Source organism: Vibrio sp. STUT-A11 (genome assembly GCF_026000435.1).
GTDB lineage: Bacteria > Pseudomonadota > Gammaproteobacteria > Enterobacterales > Vibrionaceae > Vibrio.
Genome location: NZ_AP026763.1, coordinates 2,093,657 through 2,115,822 on the forward strand (window position 1 = coordinate 2,093,657; position 22,166 = coordinate 2,115,822).

Genomic DNA, 22,166 nt, shown 5'->3' on the forward strand with positions numbered 1-22,166 from the left:
TTAATTACACTTCTTTTCGTTTTTTATAACGGAGTCTATTAAATGAAGCTTAGTCTAAAAACGTTGGTTGCTGCAATCTCCCTTCCGGTTCTAATGACTGCATGTGCAAACAACGGTGATAATGTGAAAAAAATAACGGCTCAAGATTTACAGCACCACAATTGGGAGCTGGTTCAAATCGATGGTAAAAACCTCGAACTTACTGAACGTCAAAAAGCACCTCGCCTGGAAATTGGTGAAAACCTCACAGCTAACGGTAATGCTGGCTGTAATAATTTCTTTGGTCAGGCTGAACTAAAAGACAACCAACTGCGCATCGAAAAAATGGGCATGACCATGAAGATGTGTGTTGGCGATATCATGAATGTCGAAAAAGCGATGTCAGCAACACTATCCGATTGGAGTGACATCACACTAACAAAAGATGGTCTGGTTCTTAAAAACGCAGAACACGAATTGACATTTACACTGCGTGACTGGATGAACTAATCCAATACCACGAGTTAAGTGATATTAAGAAAGCAGCCTAAGACGGCTGCTTTCTTGCTTTCAACCCCTCAAAATGCGCTGGTCTGCTTCTCTAATCTCAGCCGATGTTCGAATGACTCTATTCATCTGAAAGAATTTCTCGCTCCACACGGTCACTCTTACCTTGAAATAGCACTCAAGTATTCACGTTCTATTTTCTCTAATTGACCTCACATTGATGGTAATTCTATGAGTCAATGCGTTAACCCCAAGGGCATTCACGTTGATAATAATAATAGATAGCTTACTATCCATGTAAGAGATTGAATTCTATAAGCCTTATCGCACTCATCGAAGTAAGAATAAATTAACGTAACGCGGATAATGTATGAACAAGCTACTGAGCACCATTGGCATTTTAGCCACAACTTTCGCTACCAACACGTTTGCCGAAGACTGGCAAACCATTGAAAAACAAGCAAACGGACAATCTGTCTACTTTCATGCCTGGGGAGGCAGCCAAGAGATCAACCGCTATATCCAGTGGGCGGGTAAGGAACTTAAATCTCGCTATAATGTGACGCTCAACCATGTCAAAGTCACCGATATTTCTGAAACTACGACTCGACTTATCGCTGAAAAAGCCGCTGGGAAAAACACTGAGGGCAGTGTCGATATGGTTTGGATCAACGGTGAAAACTTCAAATCGATGAAAGACAACCAGCTTTTATTTGGCCCGTTTGTTGATACTTTGCCAAACTGGCAATACGTCGACAAAACGTTACCTGTCGATGTGGATTTCTCCGAGCCGACCGACGGACTTGAAGCGCCGTGGGGCGTGGGTCAGTTAGTCTTCATTCATGATACGGAAAAGTTGAATAACCCTCCTCACTCTTTTGCAGAAATGCTCAGTTATGCACAAGCGTTTCCTAATCGTCTGACGTATCCACGCCCACCCGAATTCCACGGCACCAGTTTCATCAAAGCCTTATTGATCGAACTGACCAATAATGACCCAGCCTTGCAGCAGCCAGTAGATGCCAAGTCATTTGAGCAAATCACGCTGCCGTTATGGCAATACTTAGATACGTTCCACAAAGTCGCTTGGCGAGGTGGTCATCAGTTCCCGGCTGGCACGGCAGAAACGCTACAGTTACTCGACGATGGTCAGATTGATTTAGCCATTACGTTCAACCCGAACGCGGTTTTTTCTGCACAGTCGAGCGGTACCCTTGCTGAGACGACGAAGGCTTATGCCATGGATGCTGGTGCGTTATCCAATATCCATTTTCTGGCCATCCCATGGAATGCAAACGCCAGTGCTGGTGCGCAAGTTGCGATAAACTTTTTACTAAGCCCAGAGGCACAGTCTCGTAAGGGCGATATCAATATTTGGGGTGATCCTTCGGTGCTAAGTAGCAAGTATTTGACAGGCACGGCCAAGAATACTCAACAATTTAAATCGATTAGTGAACCACACCCAAGCTGGCAAAACGCGCTAGAGCAAGCGTGGCTAAAACGTTACGGGAATTAGTACAGACAAATGTTAAGAGCGCTGTATTTAGTTATTATCGCAGTTTGTATTTTGCCCACCATCCCCGGCTTACTTGGGGTGGTGGTTTCTGCGCTCGGCTATATCCCTCCCATCGGCCTGACCCAGTTCTCGTTAAACGGCTTTGCTGCCGTATTTGATTGGCAAGGGGTATGGACCTCTATCGGACTCACCCTCTACTCTGCTATTTTCAGCAGTTATTTGGCGTGCTTGCTCACTTTTGCCATTTTACAATCGGCTTGGAATAGCAAGTTCTGGCGTAAAATCGAGGTTGTCCTTTCGCCTTTATTAGCCATGCCGCACGTTGCTTTTGCTATCGGCTTTGCCTTTTTGTTTGCTCCGACAGGCATGGGGGTTCGCGTTGCTACTCAATTTTTTGGCTTCGACCCGAACGCACAAACCGTGAACGATTTAGCGTTGCTGATTAAAGACCCGCATGCACTGGGCTTAATCATCATGTTGGCACTAAAAGAGACACCTTTCCTGCTACTGATGAGCATTCCGATTTTGCAGCAGCTGAATGTCGAAAAGATTGAAAAAGTCAGCCACTCAATGGGTTACAGTAGCGCACAAACCTGGTGGAAATGCATCTTCCCACAATGGTTAGCGAAACTGAGATTCCCCATGCTGGCGGTGATTGCCTATAGCTTATCGGTTGTCGATATTGCTCTGATCATCGGCCCGACAAACCCACCTACTTTTGCTGTGTTGGTTTGGCAGTGGTTTAATGACCCTGATTTGGCGCTTTTGCCAAGAGCGGCTTCGGGGGCAGTGATTTTATTTGTTATTGCCACAGGATTAATTGGCTTTACACGTCTTGTAGAGTGGGTTTTCACCAAAGGCGTTAAACGTTGGCAATACTCCGGCCGCTCAGGACTCAGTTTGCCCGGGAAAACGCTGTTTTCCCTAATCACACTACTTACTTTTGTTATCGTACCCTTAATGGTGCTTTGGAGTTTTGCTCAGCGCTGGCAGTTTCCCGATCTCTTACCCACCCGCTACACCCTGCGCTTTTGGCAATATGAATGGGATAGTATTTTAGGCACGATAGAGCAAAGCATCATCATCGCTGTGCTCAGTGCTTCCATTGCTTTAATTCTGGCGCTCATTGCCCACGAATATAGACTTCGCCACCGCTGGCAGGTGCCAGACTACATCATTGCTGTCCCGATGCTGATTCCACAATTGTCGGTACTTTTTGGCATACAGGTCGTTACCTTGTACTTTAACAGCAATGCCTACTTTTTCTGGGTTTGCTGGGCACATGTCTTCTTTGCTTTTCCGTTTGTCTATTTGTCGCTGGACGGCCCCTGGCGCAGCTTCAATAACGGCTTAACTCGTGTTGCCCTCAGTTTGGGGAAAACACCGCTCCAAACCTGGCTAAAAGTAAAACTGCCCATCCTGCTGCCAGCCATTGTTTTCGCCTGGGCTGTAGGTATCAGCGTCAGCTTGGCCCAATATCTGCCAACACTGGTGCTTGGCGCGGGTCGAATCAGTACAATCACAACGGAAGCCGTGGCGCTTTCCAGTGGATTCGACCGTCGGGTCACAGCAATTTACGCGATTTGCCAGGCGTTACTGCCATTAATGTTCTTCTCTTTTGCTATTTTGCTTAGCCGTTTAAACGGTAAATATCACCGACTTTCAATCAAAGGTTTACTTAACCATGAGTCTTTGTCTCAAAAACCTCGCCATCCGTAAAAACAATGGCGACACACTTTTCTCCGGATTTACTATCACCGTCGAGAAAGGCGAAATTGTAACCCTGATGGGACCAAGCGGCTGTGGTAAATCGACGCTGTTAGATGCCATCGCCGGACATCTCTCGAACGAGTTTCATTATTCAGGATGCGTGACACTTAATGATGAAGCTCTTGATTCTCTGCCTGCGCACAAACGCAAAGTAGGAATTCTGTTTCAGGATGACATGCTCTTTCCTCATTTAACGATATGGGAAAACCTGGCCTTCGCACTGCCCAATTCCATCAAAGGTAACGCAAGAAAAGAGCACGCGATGCAAGCCTTGAAGCATATCTCTTTACTCAAAATTGCCAACTCTTTCCCCGATCAGGTTTCGGGTGGTCAACGAGCCCGTATTGCACTCACGCGTATGTTGCTTGCACAACCTAAAGCAGCACTTTTGGATGAGCCATTTAGCAAGCTCGATAAAGACCTGAGAGTGCAATTTCGCAACTGGGTGGTTGAGCAACTTCAGCAAGCCAATATCCCGGCGATAATGGTCACTCACGATGAAGATGACATTCCGGAAGGAAGTCGCTGTATCACCTGGCCATGGGAGGCTGAGAATGCTTGATCGTTTCAGTATCAAAATCATCAAATGGCCACTGAGTCAAAGTGCGAAATTCGTCGATAAGTTTGGCATCACGGCTAATCAAACCACCCTGTTTGGTTTTGTTGTTGGCTGCTTGGCTGTGCCAGCCCTAATCACAGAGCATTATTTAACCGCTCTGTTGTTTATCCTGCTCAACCGGTTTTGTGATGGGCTGGATGGTGCCTTAGCGAGAATTCAGGGAATTACCGACGCTGGCGGCTTCCTCGATATCAGCTTAGACTTTCTGTTTTATTCCCTGATCCCTTTCGGCTTTGTGCTCGCTAACCCGGAACAAAATGCCATTGCAGGTGCTTTTTTAATTTTCTCGTTTGTCGGAACGGGTAGTAGCTTCCTGGCATTTGCGATCATGGCCAGTAAACAGGGTATCGATAATCCGGTTTATAGACACAAATCGCTCTACTATATGAGTGGCTTGACTGAAGGCACTGAAACCATTGGGGCGTTTATCGCATTTTGTATTTTCCCTCAGCATTTCGCCCTGATTGCCTATTTATTTGGTGCAGCCTGCTGGTTTACTACCTTCACCCGTATCTATTCCGGTTTCCATACCCTCAAAGACCATTGACACGGCTCGAAACGTCAGTTGCATTGAAGATTTTTGAGACAAAGTACCGTTAAGTAACTGTTTTATAGAAACTCTCAGCACAGACTAAAATAGGGGTATATACTCTTTGGGTACAGAAACCATTTGGAGGTTATATGAAAAAATACGTCAAGCTAGGCATGTTGCTCACCCTTTCCGTCGTCGCGCTAGGGGGCTGTAGCTCTCCTAACCCGTACGGTGATGCATATGGCTCGGCAGACACACGAAAAGTTCAGCAGGTTTACTACGGAACAGTGGAAAAAGTTGAACCAGTGACCATTGATGCCTCTACACAATCTAACGCCATCGGGACAATCGCGGGCGCAGCCATTGGTGGCATATTGGGTTCAAAAGTCGGTGGCGGATCAGGCTCTGACATCGCTGCTATTGGTGGTGGTCTGTTGGGGGGGTATGCGGGTAGTAAAACCGCCGAAGCAACCGCGAAACGTAACGGCGTCAACCTAACCATTCGCCTCGAGGATGGAGACATCATCTCTATTGTTCAAGAAGCGAACCCAAATATGATCTTCCAGCCTGGCCAGGCGGTGCAAATCAACATGTATGGTAGCGACGCAAGGGTCGTTCCTCGTTAATCTGAGCACGTTTAATCGGCGCCCAAGCTCCGAAGTTTTGATTCGAATCGATAGTCCGCGCAAGCATGGTCACATTCCCCGTACGCTTGCGCGTTTCTTTTACTATGACTAGATTTGATCGTCGTCAATGGAACATCAAACTTCTGGTATTTTCGATGTGTAAATGACATCAAGGTGTTAGCATGGCTTTATTCAAGATAACTTTGGAATCGCTATGTCTCCCACTGTCGATCACGTTTTACTTAATATCGCATTAAACCTCAGCTCTAATCGTTCTCATGATCACCAGTACCAAAGCCTAATCGATGGTGTCGCACAAGTCTTTCCATGCGATGCCACCTGTCTGTTTATCTTTGATGAAGATGGCTTCCTCACACCCGTTGCGGTAAAAGGCTTATCAAGTTCGGTACTTGGACGTCGCTATTTCCCCAAAGCTCACCCTCGGCTAGACGCCATTATCCAAAGCCGGGAGCCCGTTCGGTTCGATGCTGACTGTCCATTGCCTGATCCGTTTGACGGTACATTACTAACTGAAGATCAATGCATTGATGTTCACGACTGCATGGGATTTAGCTTGTATGTGGAAGGTCAACTCGTTGGAGCCCTGACGATGGATGCTCTGGCAGTAGGCGCGTTTGATGATATCGACCCCGTTGCTATCGAAACCTTTGCGGCTTTAACCGCAGCAACGCTACGTAACATCGCTCAATTAAAAGCGCTCAAGACTCAAAACCAAAAGCAGAAAAATGTGACTCAAACGCTTATCCAGCAAGCTCGTTCACAAAAAGGAGAGATGATTGGATTGAGTCCGCAAATCACTCAACTACGTAACAACATCGCCACGGTAGCTCAATCTGACTACGCAGTTCTGATTACAGGTGAAACGGGTACGGGTAAAGAGTTGGTCGCGCATTCGGTTCATGCACAATCCCACCGCAGCGATAAGCCAATGATCTACGTAAACTGTGCTGCCCTGCCTGAAGGGCTGGCTGAAAGCGAACTGTTTGGTCATGTCAAAGGCGCATTTACCGGTGCCAATAGCCACCGTGCCGGTAAATTTGAACTGGCCGATGGCGGAACGATTTTCCTTGATGAAGTGGGCGAACTGCCTTTGATTTTGCAGGCAAAACTGCTGCGCGTTATCCAGCAAGGCGAACTTCAGCGTGTGGGTAGCGACCAGCATTTGATGGTAAATGTGCGCATTATCGCTGCGACCAATCGACAACTGGAAAAAGAGGTCGAAGCTGGTACATTTCGCGCAGACCTTTTCCACCGTTTAAATGTATTCCCAATTCAAGTGCCACCACTGCGTGCTCGTGACGGTGACATTCCTGTTTTAGCCGGGTATCTTCTTGAAAAAGTACGCCAGCAATTCAACGCACCTAATTTACACGTCCATCCTAAAGTGTTGACTCAACTTGAATCTTTACCTTGGTACGGGAACGTCCGCGAGCTCGAACACACCTTAACTCGAGCGGCTTTGCACGCGATTCAACAAGCTGCAAGCACGATCATGCTAAGCCATTTTGATACCTCGCTGGCACTTGATGATGTAAAAAACACATCACATTACCTACCGAAAGAAAGTCAGCCGATGCGAGAGTTAGTCGAAGGTTATCAGCGTGATTTGATTGAACATGCTCTAAGCCAAACTGGTGGAGTTTGGGCAAAAGCAGCAGAGTTTTTACAAATGGATCGCGGTAACTTATATCGAATGGGTAAAAAATTTGGGATCAATAAATAAGCACACATGGCAATGCGATGTAATTAAGACATCAACCACGTTGTCTTAATTACATCACTCCACTCATCAAAAATAAACAAAACCCATAATAATCAATAAGATAAGAACTGGCACGCATCCTGCTCTAGTGTTCATCATCACGACTATTAAAACAAACACTGGAGAACCCAATATGTTCTGTATTCAATGTGAACAGACAATTCAAACCCCTGCTGTTAAAGGTTGTTCTTTTGCACAAGGTATGTGCGGTAAAACATCTGAAGTATCTGACCTACAAGACGTGTTGGTTTACACACTACAAGGGGGTTCTTTTTGGGCATCAAAAGCACTTGAATTCAACATCATTAACGATGAAATCAATCAATGGGCACCAAGAGCATTCTTCTCTACACTGACGAACGTAAACTTCGACCCTGAACGTATCCTTGAGCTAACGTCTCAAGCCGCGAATTACAAAGCACTGCTCAAAGAACAAGTACTGTCTGCTGCGACTTTGTCAGACACGGATCTTACTGACATTCCTGCTGTTGCCAACTTCGAGCTACCAAACAGCGCTGAAGCTATCCTGGAATTTGCGCCTCAAGTCGCGGTTAACCGTGGTAAAGACCAAGTGCATGAAGACGTGATTGGTTTGCGTCTACTTTGCCTGTACGGTCTTAAAGGTGCGGCGGCATACATGGAACACGCGCGCGTTCTTGAGCAAACCAACAACGACATCTACGCCGAATATCATGAAATCATGGCGTGGTTAGGTACCGACCCGGAAGATCTCGGTGAACTGCTTGATTGCTCAATGCGCATTGGTTTGATGAACTACAAAGTAATGGAAATGCTAGACCAAGGTGAAACGACGACCTTTGGTCATCCAGAGCCAACAACGGTCAACGTCAAGCCGGTAAAAGGCAAATGTATTCTGGTATCTGGTCACGATTTGCATGACCTGGAAAAGATTCTGCAACAGACCGAAGGCAAAGGCATCAACGTTTACACCAACGGTGAAATGCTACCTGCACACGGCTACCCAGAACTGAAGAAATACCCTCACCTGGTGGGCAACTACGGCAGTGCGTGGCAAAACCAACAGAAAGAATTTGCCAACTTCCCTGGCGCCATCGTGATGACATCAAACTGCCTGTTAAGCCCAGACGTCGGTCAATATGCAGATCGCTTATTCACACGTAGCATTGTTGGCTGGCCTGGTGTGGCTCATATCGAAGGCGATGACTTCAGCCAAGTGATTGAATGTGCAGTGGCACAAGACGGTTTCCAACACGATGAAATCGAACACCACATCACGGTTGGTTTCGGTCGCAATGCACTGATGAACGCCGCTCCCGCAGTTATCGACCAAGTGAAACAAGGCAACATCAAACACTTCTTCCTAGTGGGTGGTTGTGACGGAGATAAAGCGGAGCGCAGCTACTACACCGATTTCACAGCAGAAGCGCCGGAAGATACGCTAATCCTGACGCTAGCGTGTGGTAAGTTCCGCTTTAACAAAAATACGTTCGGCGATATCAACGGCATCCCTCGCCTGTTAGATGTAGGTCAGTGTAACGATGCGTACTCAGCAATCCAGCTTGCTCTAGCACTGGCTAAAGAGTTTGACTGTGACATTAATGAACTGCCACTCACTCTCGTGCTTTCCTGGTTCGAGCAAAAAGCGATCGTTATCTTGCTAACGTTGTTCGCTCTGGGCGTGAAAGGCATTTACACCGGTCCTACTGCACCGGCATTCCTAACACCAAACCTAATTGCGATCATCCAAGAGAAGTTCGATATGCGCAGCATTGGCAATGTTCAGGATGACCTAAAAGCTATCCTAGCAGCTTAATAAACTTGCTTGTTACTCGCCTCCTTCACTGGAGGCGTTATCTATTTCGAATTAAAAATAGCCACAACCAAAGAGATTGTTATGTTTTTTGAATGGCAAGGCAACCAACCAGTCACGCTCCGTTGTATCGACAAATATTTCGAAACACACGATACCGTCAGCATCAAGTTGGCCGAATTAACCGAGTCACTTCTGTTTCAATTTAAACCCGGTCAGTTTATTAACCTGGGTGTCGAAATTGATGGAAAATTGGAATTTCGTGCCTATTCAATCAGCTCTGTTAATGAAGATGATCACCTTCAACTTACTATCAAGCGTGTAGCTGGCGGTAAAGTCTCTAACTACATCGTTGACTCGCTGCTGCTCGGTGATACCGTTCAGGCTTTGCCACCAGCAGGCGAATTTAACTGCATCGACCACCCACCCGTTTTACGTAATGGCGAAACAAAAGCGCTGCTGATCAGTGCTGGTTGCGGCGTCACGCCCGTATTTTCGATGGCAAAACACTGGTTGAGTAATCAGGGTGAGAATGACATCGATGTGGATATTGAATTTCTTCATATTGCGCGTAGCCCGGAAGAGACGATTTACTATGATCAGCTAGAAACGTTCGATGCTGTGTATCCAAACTTCCACTTAAAACTGTTGCTGAAAAATCGAGAAGGCACCTCGCACCCGCAAGGCCGTTTGAATGCAGACTGGCTGCAAACGCTTGTTCCTGATTTCAAACAACGCACGGTATACCTTTGTGGACCAAGCCAGTTCATGCAAGATGTTCACGCTTATTTGAGTGAACTTGGTTTTGATATGGCGAACTTCTACCAAGAGAGTTTTACACCAGCGGCCAGCGAAACAGTAGCCAGTGAGCCAGCGGTTGTGTCCGATGAAACCGCCAGTGTCTCCGTCCCTGACTTTAGTCGAACCCTCGACGCACAAAAGGGGCAGGTACTGGCCGATGTACTTGAAGGTGCAGGTTTACCGTTAATCGTGGCTTGTCGCAGCGGCATTTGTGGCTCTTGTAAGTGCAAGGTTGGTAAAGGCAGCATCTCTTCCACCAGCCAAGAAACATTGACGCCAGAAGAGATAGAACAAGGCTATGTACTCGCCTGCTCATCAACCATTGAAGCAGATCTTGAAGTGCAGATTGGTTAAGACCGCTGGTAGTAATGCGCTGGTATTAATCTTTTATTATTTGCCGTCATTCCGACGAGCCTAAGCGAGATCAGGAATCTAATATCAGCGTGTTAAGACATGTTAGGAATCGCTCACTCTGAGAATAGACTCTGAATCACACTCGTGCCTTGCTGTTCAGAGTGACGGAGTATCGCGGAGATGCCAGCCGTACTCAAACGGCTGGTATTATAGATAGGTACAACTTTCGTTTCGTCGTAATTACTTCTAGCTAAACAGCAACACTTTCAGTGCCGCTTCGCTGTCCACATCCATAAACTCTGGCGGGTTATCCAGACGCTCGCGGAACGTCAGTTGTGGCGCTTCTTCTTGCATGCTTTCTATCAAGAATTCACTGGTCACTGATGGTGAGTTCACACACGCCATCACTTGACCACCTTCTGCCAACAAATCAGGCAATCGACGCAGAATCTTTTTGTAGTCTTTGGTAAGCGCAAAGCTGCCTTTTTGGAAAGAAGGTGGGTCGATAATAATCATATCGTACGGGCCAGATTTCTTAATTTTGCCCCACGACTTAAAGATATCATGCCCCATAAAGCTGACTTGATTTGTATTGTGACCATTCAGCTTGTGGTTCTCTCGACCTTTCGACAGCGATGCTTTCGCCATATCTACGTTGACGACTTTATCCGCGCCACCTGCAATGGCAGCGACAGAAAAGCCGCAAGTGTAGGCAAACAAGTTAAGCACGTTTTTATGCTTGGCATTTTCGCGTACCCAATCACGGCCGTAGCGCATATCCAAAAACAAACCGAAGTTTTGGTTGCGGCCAATATCTAACTGGTATTTCAAACCGATTTCTTCAACGACCGGGCGAGCATCTAACTCACCAACAAGCACTTCTGAAGGTGCGCCATCGGCATAACGGTGCTGAAGTACCATTGTACGGCCTTGTTTGCTCGCCCACAGCTCTGATTCAGCCAACGTATTGAGGCCACTTTTCAGTTCAGCGAGAAACGCGTCGTCGACTTCTTTAAACAAGTTAATGATCAACTGACCTTGTAACCAGTCGCAAGTGATTTGCTCTAGACCTTCAAAACGACGGCCACGGCCGTGAAATAATCGACGAATTTCATTTGGAGCTTGTGCGAGCTCGGTTTCTAGATGCTGAAAAAACAGCGGAAGTTGTGATGCTTGCATCGAGTTCTCTTTTTAATCTTTCAAACTTTTATTTGATGGTTGGCCAGTTCAATTCCCAAGGCGAAAGCCAGCTATCCAGGCCTTGAGAGACGATTTCATTGTGCCATTTGCTCCCAAGCGCTTTGTGGTCTCTCGGATCGCAGACAAAGCGATATTGTTCATCTTGATATTGAAAACAGAGCGAAAAGGCATGCAGGTAACCACGATCCGCCTCGCTACCCGCATTATAAATTGGATCGCCGACAATACCTGAGCCAACCGATTTTAATGCCACGCGGATTTGGTGCGTTTTGCCAGTGTGTGGCTTACACAAAAATAGGCGCTCACCGGGTTCTGCGGCAAGGGAGAAAAACTGTGTTATCGCAGGATTATGTTTGCTGTTTACCAGTTTCCATGATGAACGGCGTGAACGTTCCATATCGCCAATCACCAAACCTTGTTTCTTTTTCGGCTTTTTCGAGCCAATCGCCAGATAGAATTTTTCCACTTGTCGATCAGCAAAGGCTTGAGATAACGCACTGGCCGCTTTGACGTTGCGTCCGAGGAGCAAAATACCCGACGTCATTTTATCCAGTCGATGGACGAGATAAAGCTGTTCATCGCCACTCTGCTTGGCCACTTCTTGTAACAGCATGGTGTCGCCATCGTCTTTGTGAACAGAAACATTAGGATGTTTGTTGATGATCAGAAAGTCTTGATGGGTATGTAGTATATCGAACATAAAAACCTGGCTCCGCGTTTGGAGCGAGAAGTATACCGATTCTGATTGATTAGGCGAGCTTAAACTGCCCCATTACCTTTCCAGTTCTCAAACCTTAAGTTTTTTCGTGACTTGCTATAAACGTGTGACAGCTCAATCATTAAGCCAATATAACAAGCATAAAAAAACGGGAGCCAACAGAGGCTCCCGTTTTAAAAGTGAATATGCTGGAGGTTTACAGCTTCTTCGAGAAGATAGCTGCCAAACCGATAATCACGATACCAAGTACCATGATTTCACCTTTACCACTGTCAAATCCTGATTTGATGCCCATGAAAGCAACAATGGCAATCGCGACCGGAATAACGTACTTCACTAGGTTGTACCAAAGCCCAAATAGTGGGAAAGCCACTTTGCCGTCATTGGTGATCTCTTTTTCAAGCTCATCACGATTGAGTCGCCAGCCTGCAAAGATACACAGTAACATACCACCAACAGCCATAAAGATTTTATCAGTCAGTAGGTCGAAGATATCAAATGCGCCAGTACCAAACAGTGTTGGTCCCATGCCACCCAGTGACAAAGAAGCGAATACACACAATATTGCCATTACTGAGCTTGCTGAAAGCACTGCTTTTGAACGCTTCATACCTTTTTCATCGATTAGGTAAGAAACCACAACTTCAAGCAGTGAAACCGACGACGTTAATGCAGCCGCAGTCAAACCAACAAAGAACATGATCGCAAACAGGAAGCCGATTAGACCGCCCATTTCAGCAAACAGTTGTGGAACAACAACAAATACCAGACCAGGACCTGCTGCTGGCTCAATGCCGAAAGCAAACATCGCCGGGAACATTGCAATACCCGCAAGAATTGCGACGCCCGTATCCATGGCAGTAATCATGCCTGTAGTTTGCACCACGTTTTCTTTCTTCTTCAGGTAAGAGCCATAAGTAATCATACAGCCCATACCCAAACTTAGTGAGAAGAACGCCTGACCAAGCGCAGCAAGTACAACACTGCTGTTGACTTCAGAGAAGTCTGGCATGAACAAGAACTCAACCCCTGCCATTGCGCCTGGTAACATCAGACCTTTTATTGATACGACAATCAAAATAAGGAATAGAAGCGGCATCAAAACCTTACCCGCCTTCTCGATACCACCAGAAATACCTTTCATAACAATGAAAATATTCATGAACAGGTAAACCGCCATCCATATCAGAGGCTGAAAAGGATCAGAAATGAAACCACCGAAGCTGTCACCGATAGTTTCAGGTGTACTCAACAGGCCCCCGCCCACTTTAAAGATGTACGCCAGAGCCCAACCGCCCACGACAGGGTAGAAACCCATGATCAGCAGACCACTCAGCACCCCCATCACGCCAGTAAACGTCCAGCGTCGATCGGTTGATTTAAATGCACCAACCGCAGATCGACCAGTTTTACGACCAACCGCGAACTCGGTCAGCATTACGCTAAAACCAATAAAAATGACAAAGATAAGGTAAATAGCGACAAATGCGCCACCGCCACCTTCTCCTGCCGTGTAAGGGAATTTCCATATATTACCTAAGCCAACAGCGGAACCCGCTGCGGCCATAACGAAGCCTAATTTAGACCCCCACGTATCACGTGGTGCTGTATTAGTTGTAGCCACGTTTTTTCTCCAAAATTAAATGTGTTGTGTTTGCATAGAGATAGGCGTCGAAAATGTGTGTTTATATTAAGTTATACACTTATAAAATTATTGTTAGACGCACTATCCATCAGTAAACCAGTTCCCCGTTAAAATTAAAAGTCTCAACAAGTATATTTATCGCGCAATTGCTGCATCACGCATGTTATATGCTGTTTTTTTATCCATCGATTAAAGATTAACCTTGTAACTTAAGCAGGAATAACAGATTCCCCTGTTATGAACTCAATCCCTCATATAAAATCACTTTAATTCTTAATAAAAAGCGGTTTCCCCAACACACTTTTATGCCTAATATCCTTAATGGGCGTAATAATTTGAGCGTATATGGATAAGTTTTATCATTTTCTTACTCTTGCTGGCATTGGGCTATATTGGTTGCTCGTCGCTGGTGTCACCATCCGTGTGGTGTTAAAACGACGCGCCGTGAGTGTTTCGTTAGCCTGGTTAATGATCATTTATATTCTTCCGGTTCTTGGTGTCGCCTGTTATTTCCTTTTCGGCGAACTGAACTTGGGCAGAAAACGAGCTGAACGGGCAAAAGTGATGTTCGCCCCTTTTGCCGAGTGGTTCAGCCAGCTCAATGATTGTCACGCGCACATGCCAGAAACCATGGGACGTCATATCTATCGCATTGATGAACTGTGTAATAACCGTCTCGGGCTACCAGCACTCAGCGGTAACACACTCTCATTGCAGCAGGCCCCCGAGCAAATTTTGCATTCGATCATAGAAGATATCGAAAACGCCCAAACCAGTATTCGGATGGTGTTCTACATTTGGCACCCTGGAGGTTTGGCAGATTCCGTCGCCTCCGCGCTTATTCGCGCTTCCAAGCGAGGTGTAGACGTAAAACTCTTGCTTGATTCAGCGGGCAGTCCAAGATTTTTCAGAAGCCCTTGGTACCGGATGATGAAGGATGCGGGCATAGAAGTGATACAAGCATTGGAAGTAAAGATGTGGCGTATATTCTTGCGTCGTTTAGATCTGCGCCAACACAGAAAAATCATTGTTATTGATGATGAGATCGCCTACACCGGCTCAATGAACCTCGTCGATCCGGCTTACTTTAAACAAAGTAGTGGTGTCGGCCATTGGATTGACATTATGGTTCGGATTACTGGCCCAACGGTTAATGTGTTGAGCGCGATTCACTGCTGGGACTGGGAAGTCGAAACTGGCGAGCGTCAACTTCCGAAGCGACCGGTATGCAAAATCGATAGCTATCAGTACCAGCACCCGATACAAGTGGTACCGTCAGGTCCGGGCATGCCCGAATACCTCATTTATCAGGTTCTAACGTTAGCCATTAATCAAGCCAATCGTTCAGTGAGAATTACCACTCCATATTTTGTTCCGAATACGGATTTACTGGAAACACTGAAAATGACCGCGCAGCGAGGTATCGAAGTTGAACTTATCATTCCTCATAAAAATGACTCGGTCATGGTTCAATGGGCTTCTCGTGCCTTTTACAGTGAACTCCTCACGGCAGGTGTGAAGATTTATGAGTTTTATGGTGGCCTGCTGCATACAAAGTCCGTGGTTATTGATGAGCAGTTTTGTTTAGTCGGCACCGTAAATATGGACATGCGCAGCTTGTGGCTGAATTTTGAGGTCACGTTGGCCGTAGATGATGAAGACTTCACCAAAGAGATGTCATCTCTGCAAGACAGTTACATCAAACAGTCCTATCCAGTTGAAAAAAAGGTTTGGGATAAGCGGAGTCTGTTCTCGCGATTCTTAGAACGCGTGTTCTATCTTTTTAACCCTCTTCTGTAATGCTCTCTGACAATTAAAACGCCAATCCCGCACTAAACTCATTGGCGCGGGATTGTTTTATCGGGCTGCTGTAAACCCCAGAATAATTGAGATACCTCTAACTAGACTCACTAGGTATTCCCTTAGGCTATTAGGTGTTCCAAGTGGTTATGGCGTGATAATAGAGTTTTCCCTTGCAAACAACCCGTAGTCCATGTTTTAAATACTCAAAATCGTTTTATTTAAACAGGGAATTGATATGTCAGAGGGTAAAAAGACCAAACTGATTACCGCAGGCCGCGATAAAAAGTGGACAAATGGTGTCGTTAACCCACCCGTTCAACGCGCTTCAACCATCGTATTTGACAGTGTTGCTGAGAAAAACCAATCAACCATCAACCGCGCAAACAAAACGCTGTTTTATGGACGCCGTGGTACCAACACGCACTTTGCTTTTCAGGATGCCATGGTTGAAATTGAAGGCGGTGCGGGATGTGCTCTCTACCCTTGTGGCACCGCTGCGATTTCTAACACTATCCTGTCTTTTGTAGAGACTGGCGACCACATTCTCATGGTTGACACGTGTTACGAGCCGACACGTGATTTCTGTAACGTCATCATGAAAAAAATGGGGATAGAGACAACCTACTATGATCCAATGATCGGCGAGAACATTCGTGATTTAATTCAACCGAATACCAAAGTACTTTTCCTCGAATCTCCTGGTTCAGTCACCATGGAAGTGCAAGATGTTCCAACTCTGGCGCGTATTGCCCATGAACACGATATCATTGTGATTCTCGACAATACCTGGGGTGCGGGGGTTAACTTCTCTCCATTCGACCATGGTGTGGATATTTCAGTACAGGCTGCCACCAAATACATCGTCGGTCACTCAGACGTGATGCTGGGTACGGCAGTGGCTTCAGAGAAGTACTGGGATCAGTTGCGTGAACAAAGCTACTTAATGGGACAGTGTGTTTCTCCTGATGATGTGTACCTTGGCTTGCGCGGCCTGCGTACTTTAGATGTTCGTCTTCGCCAACATGCAGAGAGCAGCTTGAAAGTCGCTAAATGGTTAGAAGCTCGACCTGAAGTGGAGCGAGTGCTTCATCCAGGACTGGAATCGTCGCCAGGCCATGAATTTTTCAAACGCGACTTTACCGGCGGTAATGGTCTGTTCTCATTCGTACTCAAAACATCATACCCGAAAGCGACGACCGCTTTGCTCGATGGAATGAAACACTTCAGTATGGGCTACTCTTGGGGTGGTTTTGAGAGCTTAATTCTTGCTAATGAACCAAAGAGCTTTAACAGCCTACGCACTGTCGCACACCCACATTTTGAAGGTACTTTAATCCGCCTTCATATTGGTTTGGAAGATGTTGATGACTTGATTGCTGATCTTGAAGCTGGGCTGGCACGATACAATGCCCTGATTCTTGAGAATGAAGCTTCATTGTCGAAATAGTAATACTCAATTCTATAAGTAGAAAGTGAACTATTTTCTCAACTGAGTCATTCCAGCGAGCCTTGGCGAGACGAGGAATCTAATATCAACGTGCTGAGAAGCTGCAGAAAGTAATTTAGCTGCTACGAACTCGGATAGTAGATTCTGAATCACGCTCCTCCGTCGCTGTTCAGAATGACCAGGTGGATTAAATGCGCCGCTCGCGGCGCATTTATTGTATTAACTAAACAACGATGATTTAGCCCGACAGCTCCGTTTTACACGGACATCCGACGATATGATCATCGACCATGCCGACCGCTTGCATAAACGCATAGCAAATCGTTTCGCCGACAAACTTAAAGCCTTTTTTCTTGAGAAATTTACTCATCGCTTTTGATTGCTCGGTTGAAGCAGGTACTTCACTCATATCCTGAAATTGATTGATCACAGGTTTATGCTCAACAAACTGCCACAAAGCATCTGACAGACTGCCATACTCATCAATCAGCTGCTTGGCCGCTTTTGCGTTGCTGAACACTGAATTGATCTTGCCGCGATGTTTGACGACATCATAATTTTCTACGATATATTCAGCTCGCTCTTCACCGTGCTGCTCCAAAACATCTAAATCGTAGTGTTCAAATGCTTCTCTGTAGCCTTCGCGCTTCTTGAGTATGGTAATCCAGCTCAGTCCTGCTTGCGCACCTTCAAGCGTGATAAATTCGAATAGTACTTTGTCGTCATAAACGGGAACTCCCCATTCGGCATCATGATACTCACGCTCCAACGGGTGGTTCATCGCCCAAGCGCAACTTATGTGTTCTGTCATTTCAAGTCCTTATAAAAACGCCCCTGACTCAATACGATCTGTTGACCTAGCCAGAGGCGTTAACGATTTTTGCCAATTCTATTTCGGTACAGCTACTTTGTGGAAAAGACGGTACAACACGGGTACAACAACCAAAGTCAATACCGTCGCAAAGCCTAAACCGAACATGATTGTCACCGCCATTGGCTTGAAGAAAATATCGGGTAAAAGCGGAACTAAACCAAGAATAGTCGTGATGGCCGCCATACATACCGGGCGGACACGACTCACAGCGGCATCAACAACCGCAACGTAGGCTTCTTTACCTGACTTCATCTCAAGCTCGATTTGATCGAGTAGAACGATACCGTTCTTCAACACCATACCCGACAGACTTAAGAAACCAAGCAATGCCATAAAACCAAATGGTGTATTCAGTGCCAACAAACCCGTTGTAACCCCGATCAATGCCAAAGGTACAGTGAGCCAGACTATCAGTGGCTCTTTGACCGAGTTGAACAGGAATACAGTAATAAGGAACATGAACAAGTAGCCCATTGGCATTGTCGTAAACAACGATTCCTGAGCATCACCTGATGACTCGTATTCTCCTCCCCACTCGATAGAGTATCCCGATGGCATCTCAATTGCTTCAATTTGGGGTTGTAGACGCTTTTGCAATGTTGAAGCCGTTTCTTCACCCAATATGTCTGGATCAGCCATCACTGTGAGCATACGTTTACGGTTTTTACGCACGACGATTGGATCTTCCCAACGCATGTCATAACCCATCGTGACTTGTTGTAGCGGTATGAACTCACTTTTCGCCGGGCTCCAGATTTTCATGCCTTCGATATTACGAATATCGATCCGTTCATTTTCAGGTAATCGAGCCACAATTGGCATCAACGTCGTCCCATCACGGTAAAGACCAATGGTCATACCCGAAAAAGACATGGAGAGATAGTCGTCAACATCTGACTTAGTGATGCCGTAACGGCGAGCTTGGCTCTCATTAAACTGCGGCTCAAGCACCTGTGTACGCTCTCGCCAATCATGTCGAATATTCGTCGCGGCAGGGTCAGCGTACATGATATCCATTACTTGAGCGGCCAGCGTGCGAAGCACCGTTGGGTCAGAACCGATAAGGCGCGCTTCTATTTTCGCACCACCTCCCGGGCCTAACTCAATTTGTTTAAGTTTGTAGTTTATCTCTGGATAGTTGGCATTTAAATGCGCTCTGAAACGTACCATCAATGGCTCTAGCGCTTCATAGTTTTCCATTCGTGTGGTGATTTCACCATAGGCGGCATAACTCTTCTCTGGCGCATACGTCAACATGAAGCGCTGCAAGCCTTTCCCTGCCGTCGTCGTAATATGTTCCACATGTTCTTGTTGCGCTAACCAATGCTCAAGTTCGTTCAGCTTATCATTGGTTGCTCTAATATCCGTCCCCTCAGGTAACCAAACATCCAACTGAAAAATCGGTGTTGTTGAAGATGGGAAGAAGGACTGTTTTACAAACATAAATCCGTACACACTGGCCGCAAGCCCTACAATTAACACTACAACGGTGAACCAGGCTCGGCGCATACAGAACTCGAGAAATTTCTTATAGGCAACAAAGACAATCCCATTATACGGGTCGTTCTCCTCGCCTTCTGCTTGCTTAATCTTCTGGCCTTTGAAGAAAATATCCGCAAAAAATGGCGTCAAAGAAATCGCAGTGAACCAGCTCAGCATTAAAGAGATAAGCAGTACGGTAAATAAAGTACCACAGTACTCACCAGTTGAATCCTGCGAGAGCCCAATTGGCGCAAAGGCGGTGACCGCAATGATCGTGGCACCAAGCAAAGGCCATTTAGTTTGGGTAACAATATCGGTTGCCGCTTGTAAGCGCGTTCTTCCCTTTTGCGTACCTATTAATATCCCTTCAACAACGACGATGGCATTATCCACCAGCATCCCCAGCGCGATAACCAGAGCCCCTAAAGAAATACGCTGCAGATCAATCGCGAGGTATTTCATAAATATGAAGGTACCAAGAACGGTTAGCAGTAAGATCAAACCGATAAGCAATCCAGAACGAAGACCCATAAAGAACAGCAATACGACGATCACTATCCCAACCGCTTGTGCAAGACTAATAACAAATCCGCTGACTGATTTGTCCACTTCTTTCGGCTGACTGTAAATTTCTGAAATCTCAATTCCGACAGGTTGTTGATACTTCAGCTCAGCAAGTCGGTGATCAAACACTTTCCCCACTTCTACAACGTTGACGCCTTCTGCAAACGAAACACCGACATTCAGTGCTAAGCTGCCATTGAAATTAACAATGTTCGTTGGAACTTCAATGTAGCCACGTTTAATTTCAGCCACGTCTTTAAGGAAAATCAGCCCCTGAGCACCCACCTCAGTGATCAATAAATCACCCAACTCATCGACATTCTGGAACTGCCCGGTTGGTTGGATACGGATATACTCATCACCAATTCTGATCGCACCAGCATCTGAGATAACGTTTTGAGTTGAGAGGAGACTGAATACAGTATCAGGAGACAAGCCCAGACTACTCAATTTCTTCATTGAGATTTCGATAAAGACCTGTTCTTGTTGTGTGCCAGACACAGATACTTTACTCACGCCATCTACAAGTTCGAGCTCCCGTCTCAGGTAATCCACATAGTCCAGAAGTTCTTTGTAGCTGTAACCATCTCCGGTCACTGCGAGTAAAATGCCGTAGACATCACCAAAGTCATCAATTACCTGAGGATCATTCACACCTGGAGGTAATGTGCCTTTCAAGTCATTAACTTTGCGCCGTAACTCGTCCCAGATTTGTGGTAGGTCGTCCGGACCGTAATTGTTTTTCATCGTTACGGTAATTTGTGACAGCCCACGACTCGAAATAGAATTCACCTCATCCACATACATCAACTGCTGAATCGCTTTTTCAAGCGGGTAAGTTACCTCTTCTTCCACTTGCTGAGGTGTGGCTCCGGGATATGAAGTCACCACCATAGCGTCTTTAATGGTAAACGCAGGGTCTTCCAGACGTCCTAGCCCCAAAAATGCCGCGATCCCGCCGATCAAAAAGATCAACGACACCATCCAGCTGATCACATGATTTTTAATGAAATACGCTGCGATACCTGTTACGTCTTCATCCGTTTGAGGCACTCTATTTTGCTCGCTCATAAACCTGCCTCCTGCTCAACCACTTCTACTTGCATGCCTTCTCTGAGCCTCGATACACCAGCGACGACAACTTGATCGTTTAGTTCAAGTCCATCCAATACCTGTATGGACGTCTTGGAGGCTTTGCCTATGCGGATCTGTTTTCGAGAAACGGTGCTATCGTCATTGAGTACCCAAACAAACTTGTTTTCCCGATTAAGCGCATCCCCATCTGCGTTAAAAATCGCTTCAATAGGTACATTGAGTCCCACATCCAAATCCAAACCAACCTTTTCATCCTTTGAGGTAACTTCAACCGCCATTCCATCAAGAATGTACTCATCTTTTGGCATCGGTAGTGAGAGCGTTACCGTAAAGGTGCCAGTGGCTGGATCAGGCTCAGTGGTAAACTCTTTAACGGTTCCCGTGTATTCATTACCACTCGGAACTCTCACCACCGCCTGAATAGAGGTGAGCCTTTCTTCTGTGGGTGGTTGTTTCACATACAAACGATCCGGCAATTGAATCAATACCTCAAAACGTTCCAAACTATGGATATTGACCACGTGTTGACCAACCTGAACGTTTTCAAATTGGTCTATATTAACCCTAGAAATGATGCCATCTACTGGCGCTTTTAGCGTTGTGAATGACAAACGTAACTGAGCAAGCTTCCGCTCTGCCAGAGCAATTTGGCGCTGCGCGGCTATTTCATCAAATTGTGATTTTGCCAGTAAGCCTTTATCGACAAGAGGACGAGAACGACGGTATTGGCTGTCCACCACAGAAAAACGAGCCGTGGCGTTATCCACATCCAGTTGATAATCCGTGGGATCTAACGTTGCGATGATGGCACCTTTTTTCACCATATCACCTTCCTTTACCCTGACGCTGCTGACTTCTCCAGCGACTCTGAAACTGAGGTGGGAACGATCGGCCGCATTCGCTACGGCAGGAAAGTACAAGTTATCGTCGACCTTGCTTCCCTCTAGTGAAACCACTTTCACCCGGGGTGTTTCTACCTCTTTTGCTGGGCTTTTATCACCACAACCAGAGATAAAAAGAGACGAGCAGAGAATGGCTAAGGTTATAATTCTTCTCATA

At 46.1% G+C, this 22,166-nt stretch carries 17 protein-coding genes; 11 read left to right on the forward strand and 6 right to left on the reverse strand.

Features of this window, described 5'->3' with window-relative positions:
• Nucleotides 1-42 precede the first annotated feature (42 nt).
• The 9 genes from OO774_RS09850 to OO774_RS09890 all read left to right on the forward strand — a co-directional run bounded on the left by OO774_RS09850 (nucleotide 43) and on the right by OO774_RS09890 (nucleotide 10,279).
• Nucleotides 43-489 carry an META domain-containing protein gene (locus tag OO774_RS09850; RefSeq protein WP_264901955.1) on the forward strand — a complete coding sequence of 149 codons (447 nt, stop codon included), beginning with the start codon at nucleotides 43-45 and terminating at the stop codon, nucleotides 487-489.
• Between the two features lie 367 nt (nucleotides 490-856).
• Nucleotides 857-2,002: an ABC transporter substrate-binding protein gene (locus OO774_RS09855; protein WP_264901957.1), complete on the forward strand. Its 1,146-nt coding sequence runs from the start codon at nucleotides 857-859 to the stop codon at nucleotides 2,000-2,002.
• Nucleotides 2,003-2,011: 9 nt separating this feature from the next.
• Nucleotides 2,012-3,721, forward strand: a complete 1,710-nt coding sequence (locus tag OO774_RS09860; RefSeq protein WP_264901959.1) for a thiamine ABC transporter permease — start codon at nucleotides 2,012-2,014, stop codon at nucleotides 3,719-3,721.
• Nucleotides 3,687-4,334 carry an ATP-binding cassette domain-containing protein gene (locus OO774_RS09865; protein ID WP_264901960.1) on the forward strand — a complete coding sequence of 216 codons (648 nt, stop codon included), beginning with the start codon at nucleotides 3,687-3,689 and terminating at the stop codon, nucleotides 4,332-4,334. Before OO774_RS09860 ends, OO774_RS09865 begins: the two co-directional genes overlap by 35 nt.
• Entirely contained in the window at nucleotides 4,327-4,938 is a 612-nt protein-coding gene (locus OO774_RS09870; protein ID WP_264901962.1) for a CDP-alcohol phosphatidyltransferase family protein, read from the forward strand. Before OO774_RS09865 ends, OO774_RS09870 begins: the two co-directional genes overlap by 8 nt.
• Nucleotides 4,939-5,072: 134 nt before the next feature.
• Nucleotides 5,073-5,549 carry a glycine zipper 2TM domain-containing protein gene (locus OO774_RS09875; RefSeq protein WP_264901963.1) on the forward strand — a complete coding sequence of 159 codons (477 nt, stop codon included), beginning with the start codon at nucleotides 5,073-5,075 and terminating at the stop codon, nucleotides 5,547-5,549.
• 214 nt (nucleotides 5,550-5,763) lie between these two features.
• On the forward strand, nucleotides 5,764-7,293 hold the full coding sequence (gene norR / locus OO774_RS09880) for a nitric oxide reductase transcriptional regulator NorR (protein ID WP_264901964.1): 1,530 nt from the start codon (nucleotides 5,764-5,766) through the stop codon (nucleotides 7,291-7,293).
• A 172-nt stretch (nucleotides 7,294-7,465) separates the two neighbouring features.
• Nucleotides 7,466-9,127, forward strand: coding sequence for a hydroxylamine reductase (hcp, locus tag OO774_RS09885; RefSeq protein ID WP_264901966.1), 1,662 nt, complete (start codon nucleotides 7,466-7,468; stop codon nucleotides 9,125-9,127).
• Between the two features lie 81 nt (nucleotides 9,128-9,208).
• Nucleotides 9,209-10,279 (forward strand): hybrid-cluster NAD(P)-dependent oxidoreductase, encoded by a 1,071-nt coding sequence (locus OO774_RS09890; protein ID WP_264901968.1) that lies wholly within the window; start codon nucleotides 9,209-9,211, stop codon nucleotides 10,277-10,279.
• Nucleotides 10,280-10,525: 246 nt separating this feature from the next.
• Here the strand turns inward: OO774_RS09890 and OO774_RS09895 are convergent, their stop codons facing one another.
• From OO774_RS09895 to OO774_RS09905, 3 genes are all read right to left on the reverse strand, one after another.
• On the reverse strand, nucleotides 10,526-11,458 hold the full coding sequence (locus tag OO774_RS09895; protein WP_264901970.1) for a class I SAM-dependent methyltransferase: 933 nt from the start codon (nucleotides 11,456-11,458) through the stop codon (nucleotides 10,526-10,528).
• Nucleotides 11,459-11,486: 28 nt separating this feature from the next.
• Nucleotides 11,487-12,179: a TIGR01621 family pseudouridine synthase gene (locus OO774_RS09900; protein ID WP_264901972.1), complete on the reverse strand. Its 693-nt coding sequence runs from the start codon at nucleotides 12,177-12,179 to the stop codon at nucleotides 11,487-11,489.
• A 214-nt stretch (nucleotides 12,180-12,393) separates the two neighbouring features.
• Nucleotides 12,394-13,764, reverse strand: a complete 1,371-nt coding sequence (locus OO774_RS09905) for a sodium-dependent transporter (RefSeq protein ID WP_264906100.1) — start codon at nucleotides 13,762-13,764, stop codon at nucleotides 12,394-12,396.
• A 423-nt stretch (nucleotides 13,765-14,187) separates the two neighbouring features.
• Between OO774_RS09905 and cls the strand changes: the two genes are divergently transcribed.
• Together cls and OO774_RS09915 are read left to right on the forward strand one after the other, a co-directional pair.
• Complete coding sequence (gene cls / locus OO774_RS09910; RefSeq protein ID WP_264901974.1) at nucleotides 14,188-15,642, forward strand: cardiolipin synthase; 1,455 nt, start codon at nucleotides 14,188-14,190, stop codon at nucleotides 15,640-15,642.
• A 238-nt stretch (nucleotides 15,643-15,880) separates the two neighbouring features.
• Nucleotides 15,881-17,092 (forward strand): cystathionine beta-lyase, encoded by a 1,212-nt coding sequence (locus OO774_RS09915; RefSeq protein ID WP_264901976.1) that lies wholly within the window; start codon nucleotides 15,881-15,883, stop codon nucleotides 17,090-17,092.
• Nucleotides 17,093-17,330: 238 nt separating this feature from the next.
• On the opposite strand, the gene OO774_RS09920 is transcribed toward OO774_RS09915, so the two are convergent.
• From OO774_RS09920 to OO774_RS09930, 3 genes are all read right to left on the reverse strand, one after another.
• Nucleotides 17,331-17,903: a DNA-3-methyladenine glycosylase I gene (locus OO774_RS09920; RefSeq protein WP_264901978.1), complete on the reverse strand. Its 573-nt coding sequence runs from the start codon at nucleotides 17,901-17,903 to the stop codon at nucleotides 17,331-17,333.
• A 78-nt stretch (nucleotides 17,904-17,981) separates the two neighbouring features.
• Nucleotides 17,982-21,083, reverse strand: a complete 3,102-nt coding sequence (vmeI, locus tag OO774_RS09925; RefSeq protein ID WP_264901980.1) for an efflux RND transporter permease subunit VmeI — start codon at nucleotides 21,081-21,083, stop codon at nucleotides 17,982-17,984.
• A complete protein-coding gene (locus tag OO774_RS09930) occupies nucleotides 21,080-22,165 on the reverse strand; it encodes an efflux RND transporter periplasmic adaptor subunit (protein ID WP_264901982.1) in 1,086 nt (361 codons plus the stop codon). Before OO774_RS09930 ends, vmeI begins: the two co-directional genes overlap by 4 nt.
• Nucleotide 22,166: the final 1 nt, after the last annotated feature.

Bases quoted from the DNA above. Each gene is read 5' to 3' on its own strand.
- OO774_RS09870 (WP_264901962.1), top strand. From the start codon at position 4,327: ATGCTTGATCGTTTCAGTATCAAAATCATCAAATGGCCACTGAGTCAA.
- OO774_RS09850 (WP_264901955.1), top strand. From the start codon at position 43: ATGAAGCTTAGTCTAAAAACGTTGGTTGCTGCAATCTCCCTTCCGGTT.
- OO774_RS09895 (WP_264901970.1), bottom strand. From the start codon at position 11,458: ATGCAAGCATCACAACTTCCGCTGTTTTTTCAGCATCTAGAAACCGAG.
- OO774_RS09890 (WP_264901968.1), top strand. From the start codon at position 9,209: ATGTTTTTTGAATGGCAAGGCAACCAACCAGTCACGCTCCGTTGTATC.
- OO774_RS09860 (WP_264901959.1), top strand. From the start codon at position 2,012: ATGTTAAGAGCGCTGTATTTAGTTATTATCGCAGTTTGTATTTTGCCC.
- OO774_RS09865 (WP_264901960.1), top strand. From the start codon at position 3,687: ATGAGTCTTTGTCTCAAAAACCTCGCCATCCGTAAAAACAATGGCGAC.
- OO774_RS09855 (WP_264901957.1), top strand. From the start codon at position 857: ATGAACAAGCTACTGAGCACCATTGGCATTTTAGCCACAACTTTCGCT.
- OO774_RS09905 (WP_264906100.1), bottom strand. From the start codon at position 13,764: ATGGCCGCAGCGGGTTCCGCTGTTGGCTTAGGTAATATATGGAAATTC.
- OO774_RS09915 (WP_264901976.1), top strand. From the start codon at position 15,881: ATGTCAGAGGGTAAAAAGACCAAACTGATTACCGCAGGCCGCGATAAA.
- OO774_RS09930 (WP_264901982.1), bottom strand. From the start codon at position 22,165: ATGAGAAGAATTATAACCTTAGCCATTCTCTGCTCGTCTCTTTTTATC.
- vmeI (WP_264901980.1), bottom strand. From the start codon at position 21,083: ATGAGCGAGCAAAATAGAGTGCCTCAAACGGATGAAGACGTAACAGGT.
- norR (WP_264901964.1), top strand. From the start codon at position 5,764: ATGTCTCCCACTGTCGATCACGTTTTACTTAATATCGCATTAAACCTC.
- OO774_RS09900 (WP_264901972.1), bottom strand. From the start codon at position 12,179: ATGTTCGATATACTACATACCCATCAAGACTTTCTGATCATCAACAAA.
- OO774_RS09875 (WP_264901963.1), top strand. From the start codon at position 5,073: ATGAAAAAATACGTCAAGCTAGGCATGTTGCTCACCCTTTCCGTCGTC.
- hcp (WP_264901966.1), top strand. From the start codon at position 7,466: ATGTTCTGTATTCAATGTGAACAGACAATTCAAACCCCTGCTGTTAAA.
- OO774_RS09920 (WP_264901978.1), bottom strand. From the start codon at position 17,903: ATGACAGAACACATAAGTTGCGCTTGGGCGATGAACCACCCGTTGGAG.
- cls (WP_264901974.1), top strand. From the start codon at position 14,188: ATGGATAAGTTTTATCATTTTCTTACTCTTGCTGGCATTGGGCTATAT.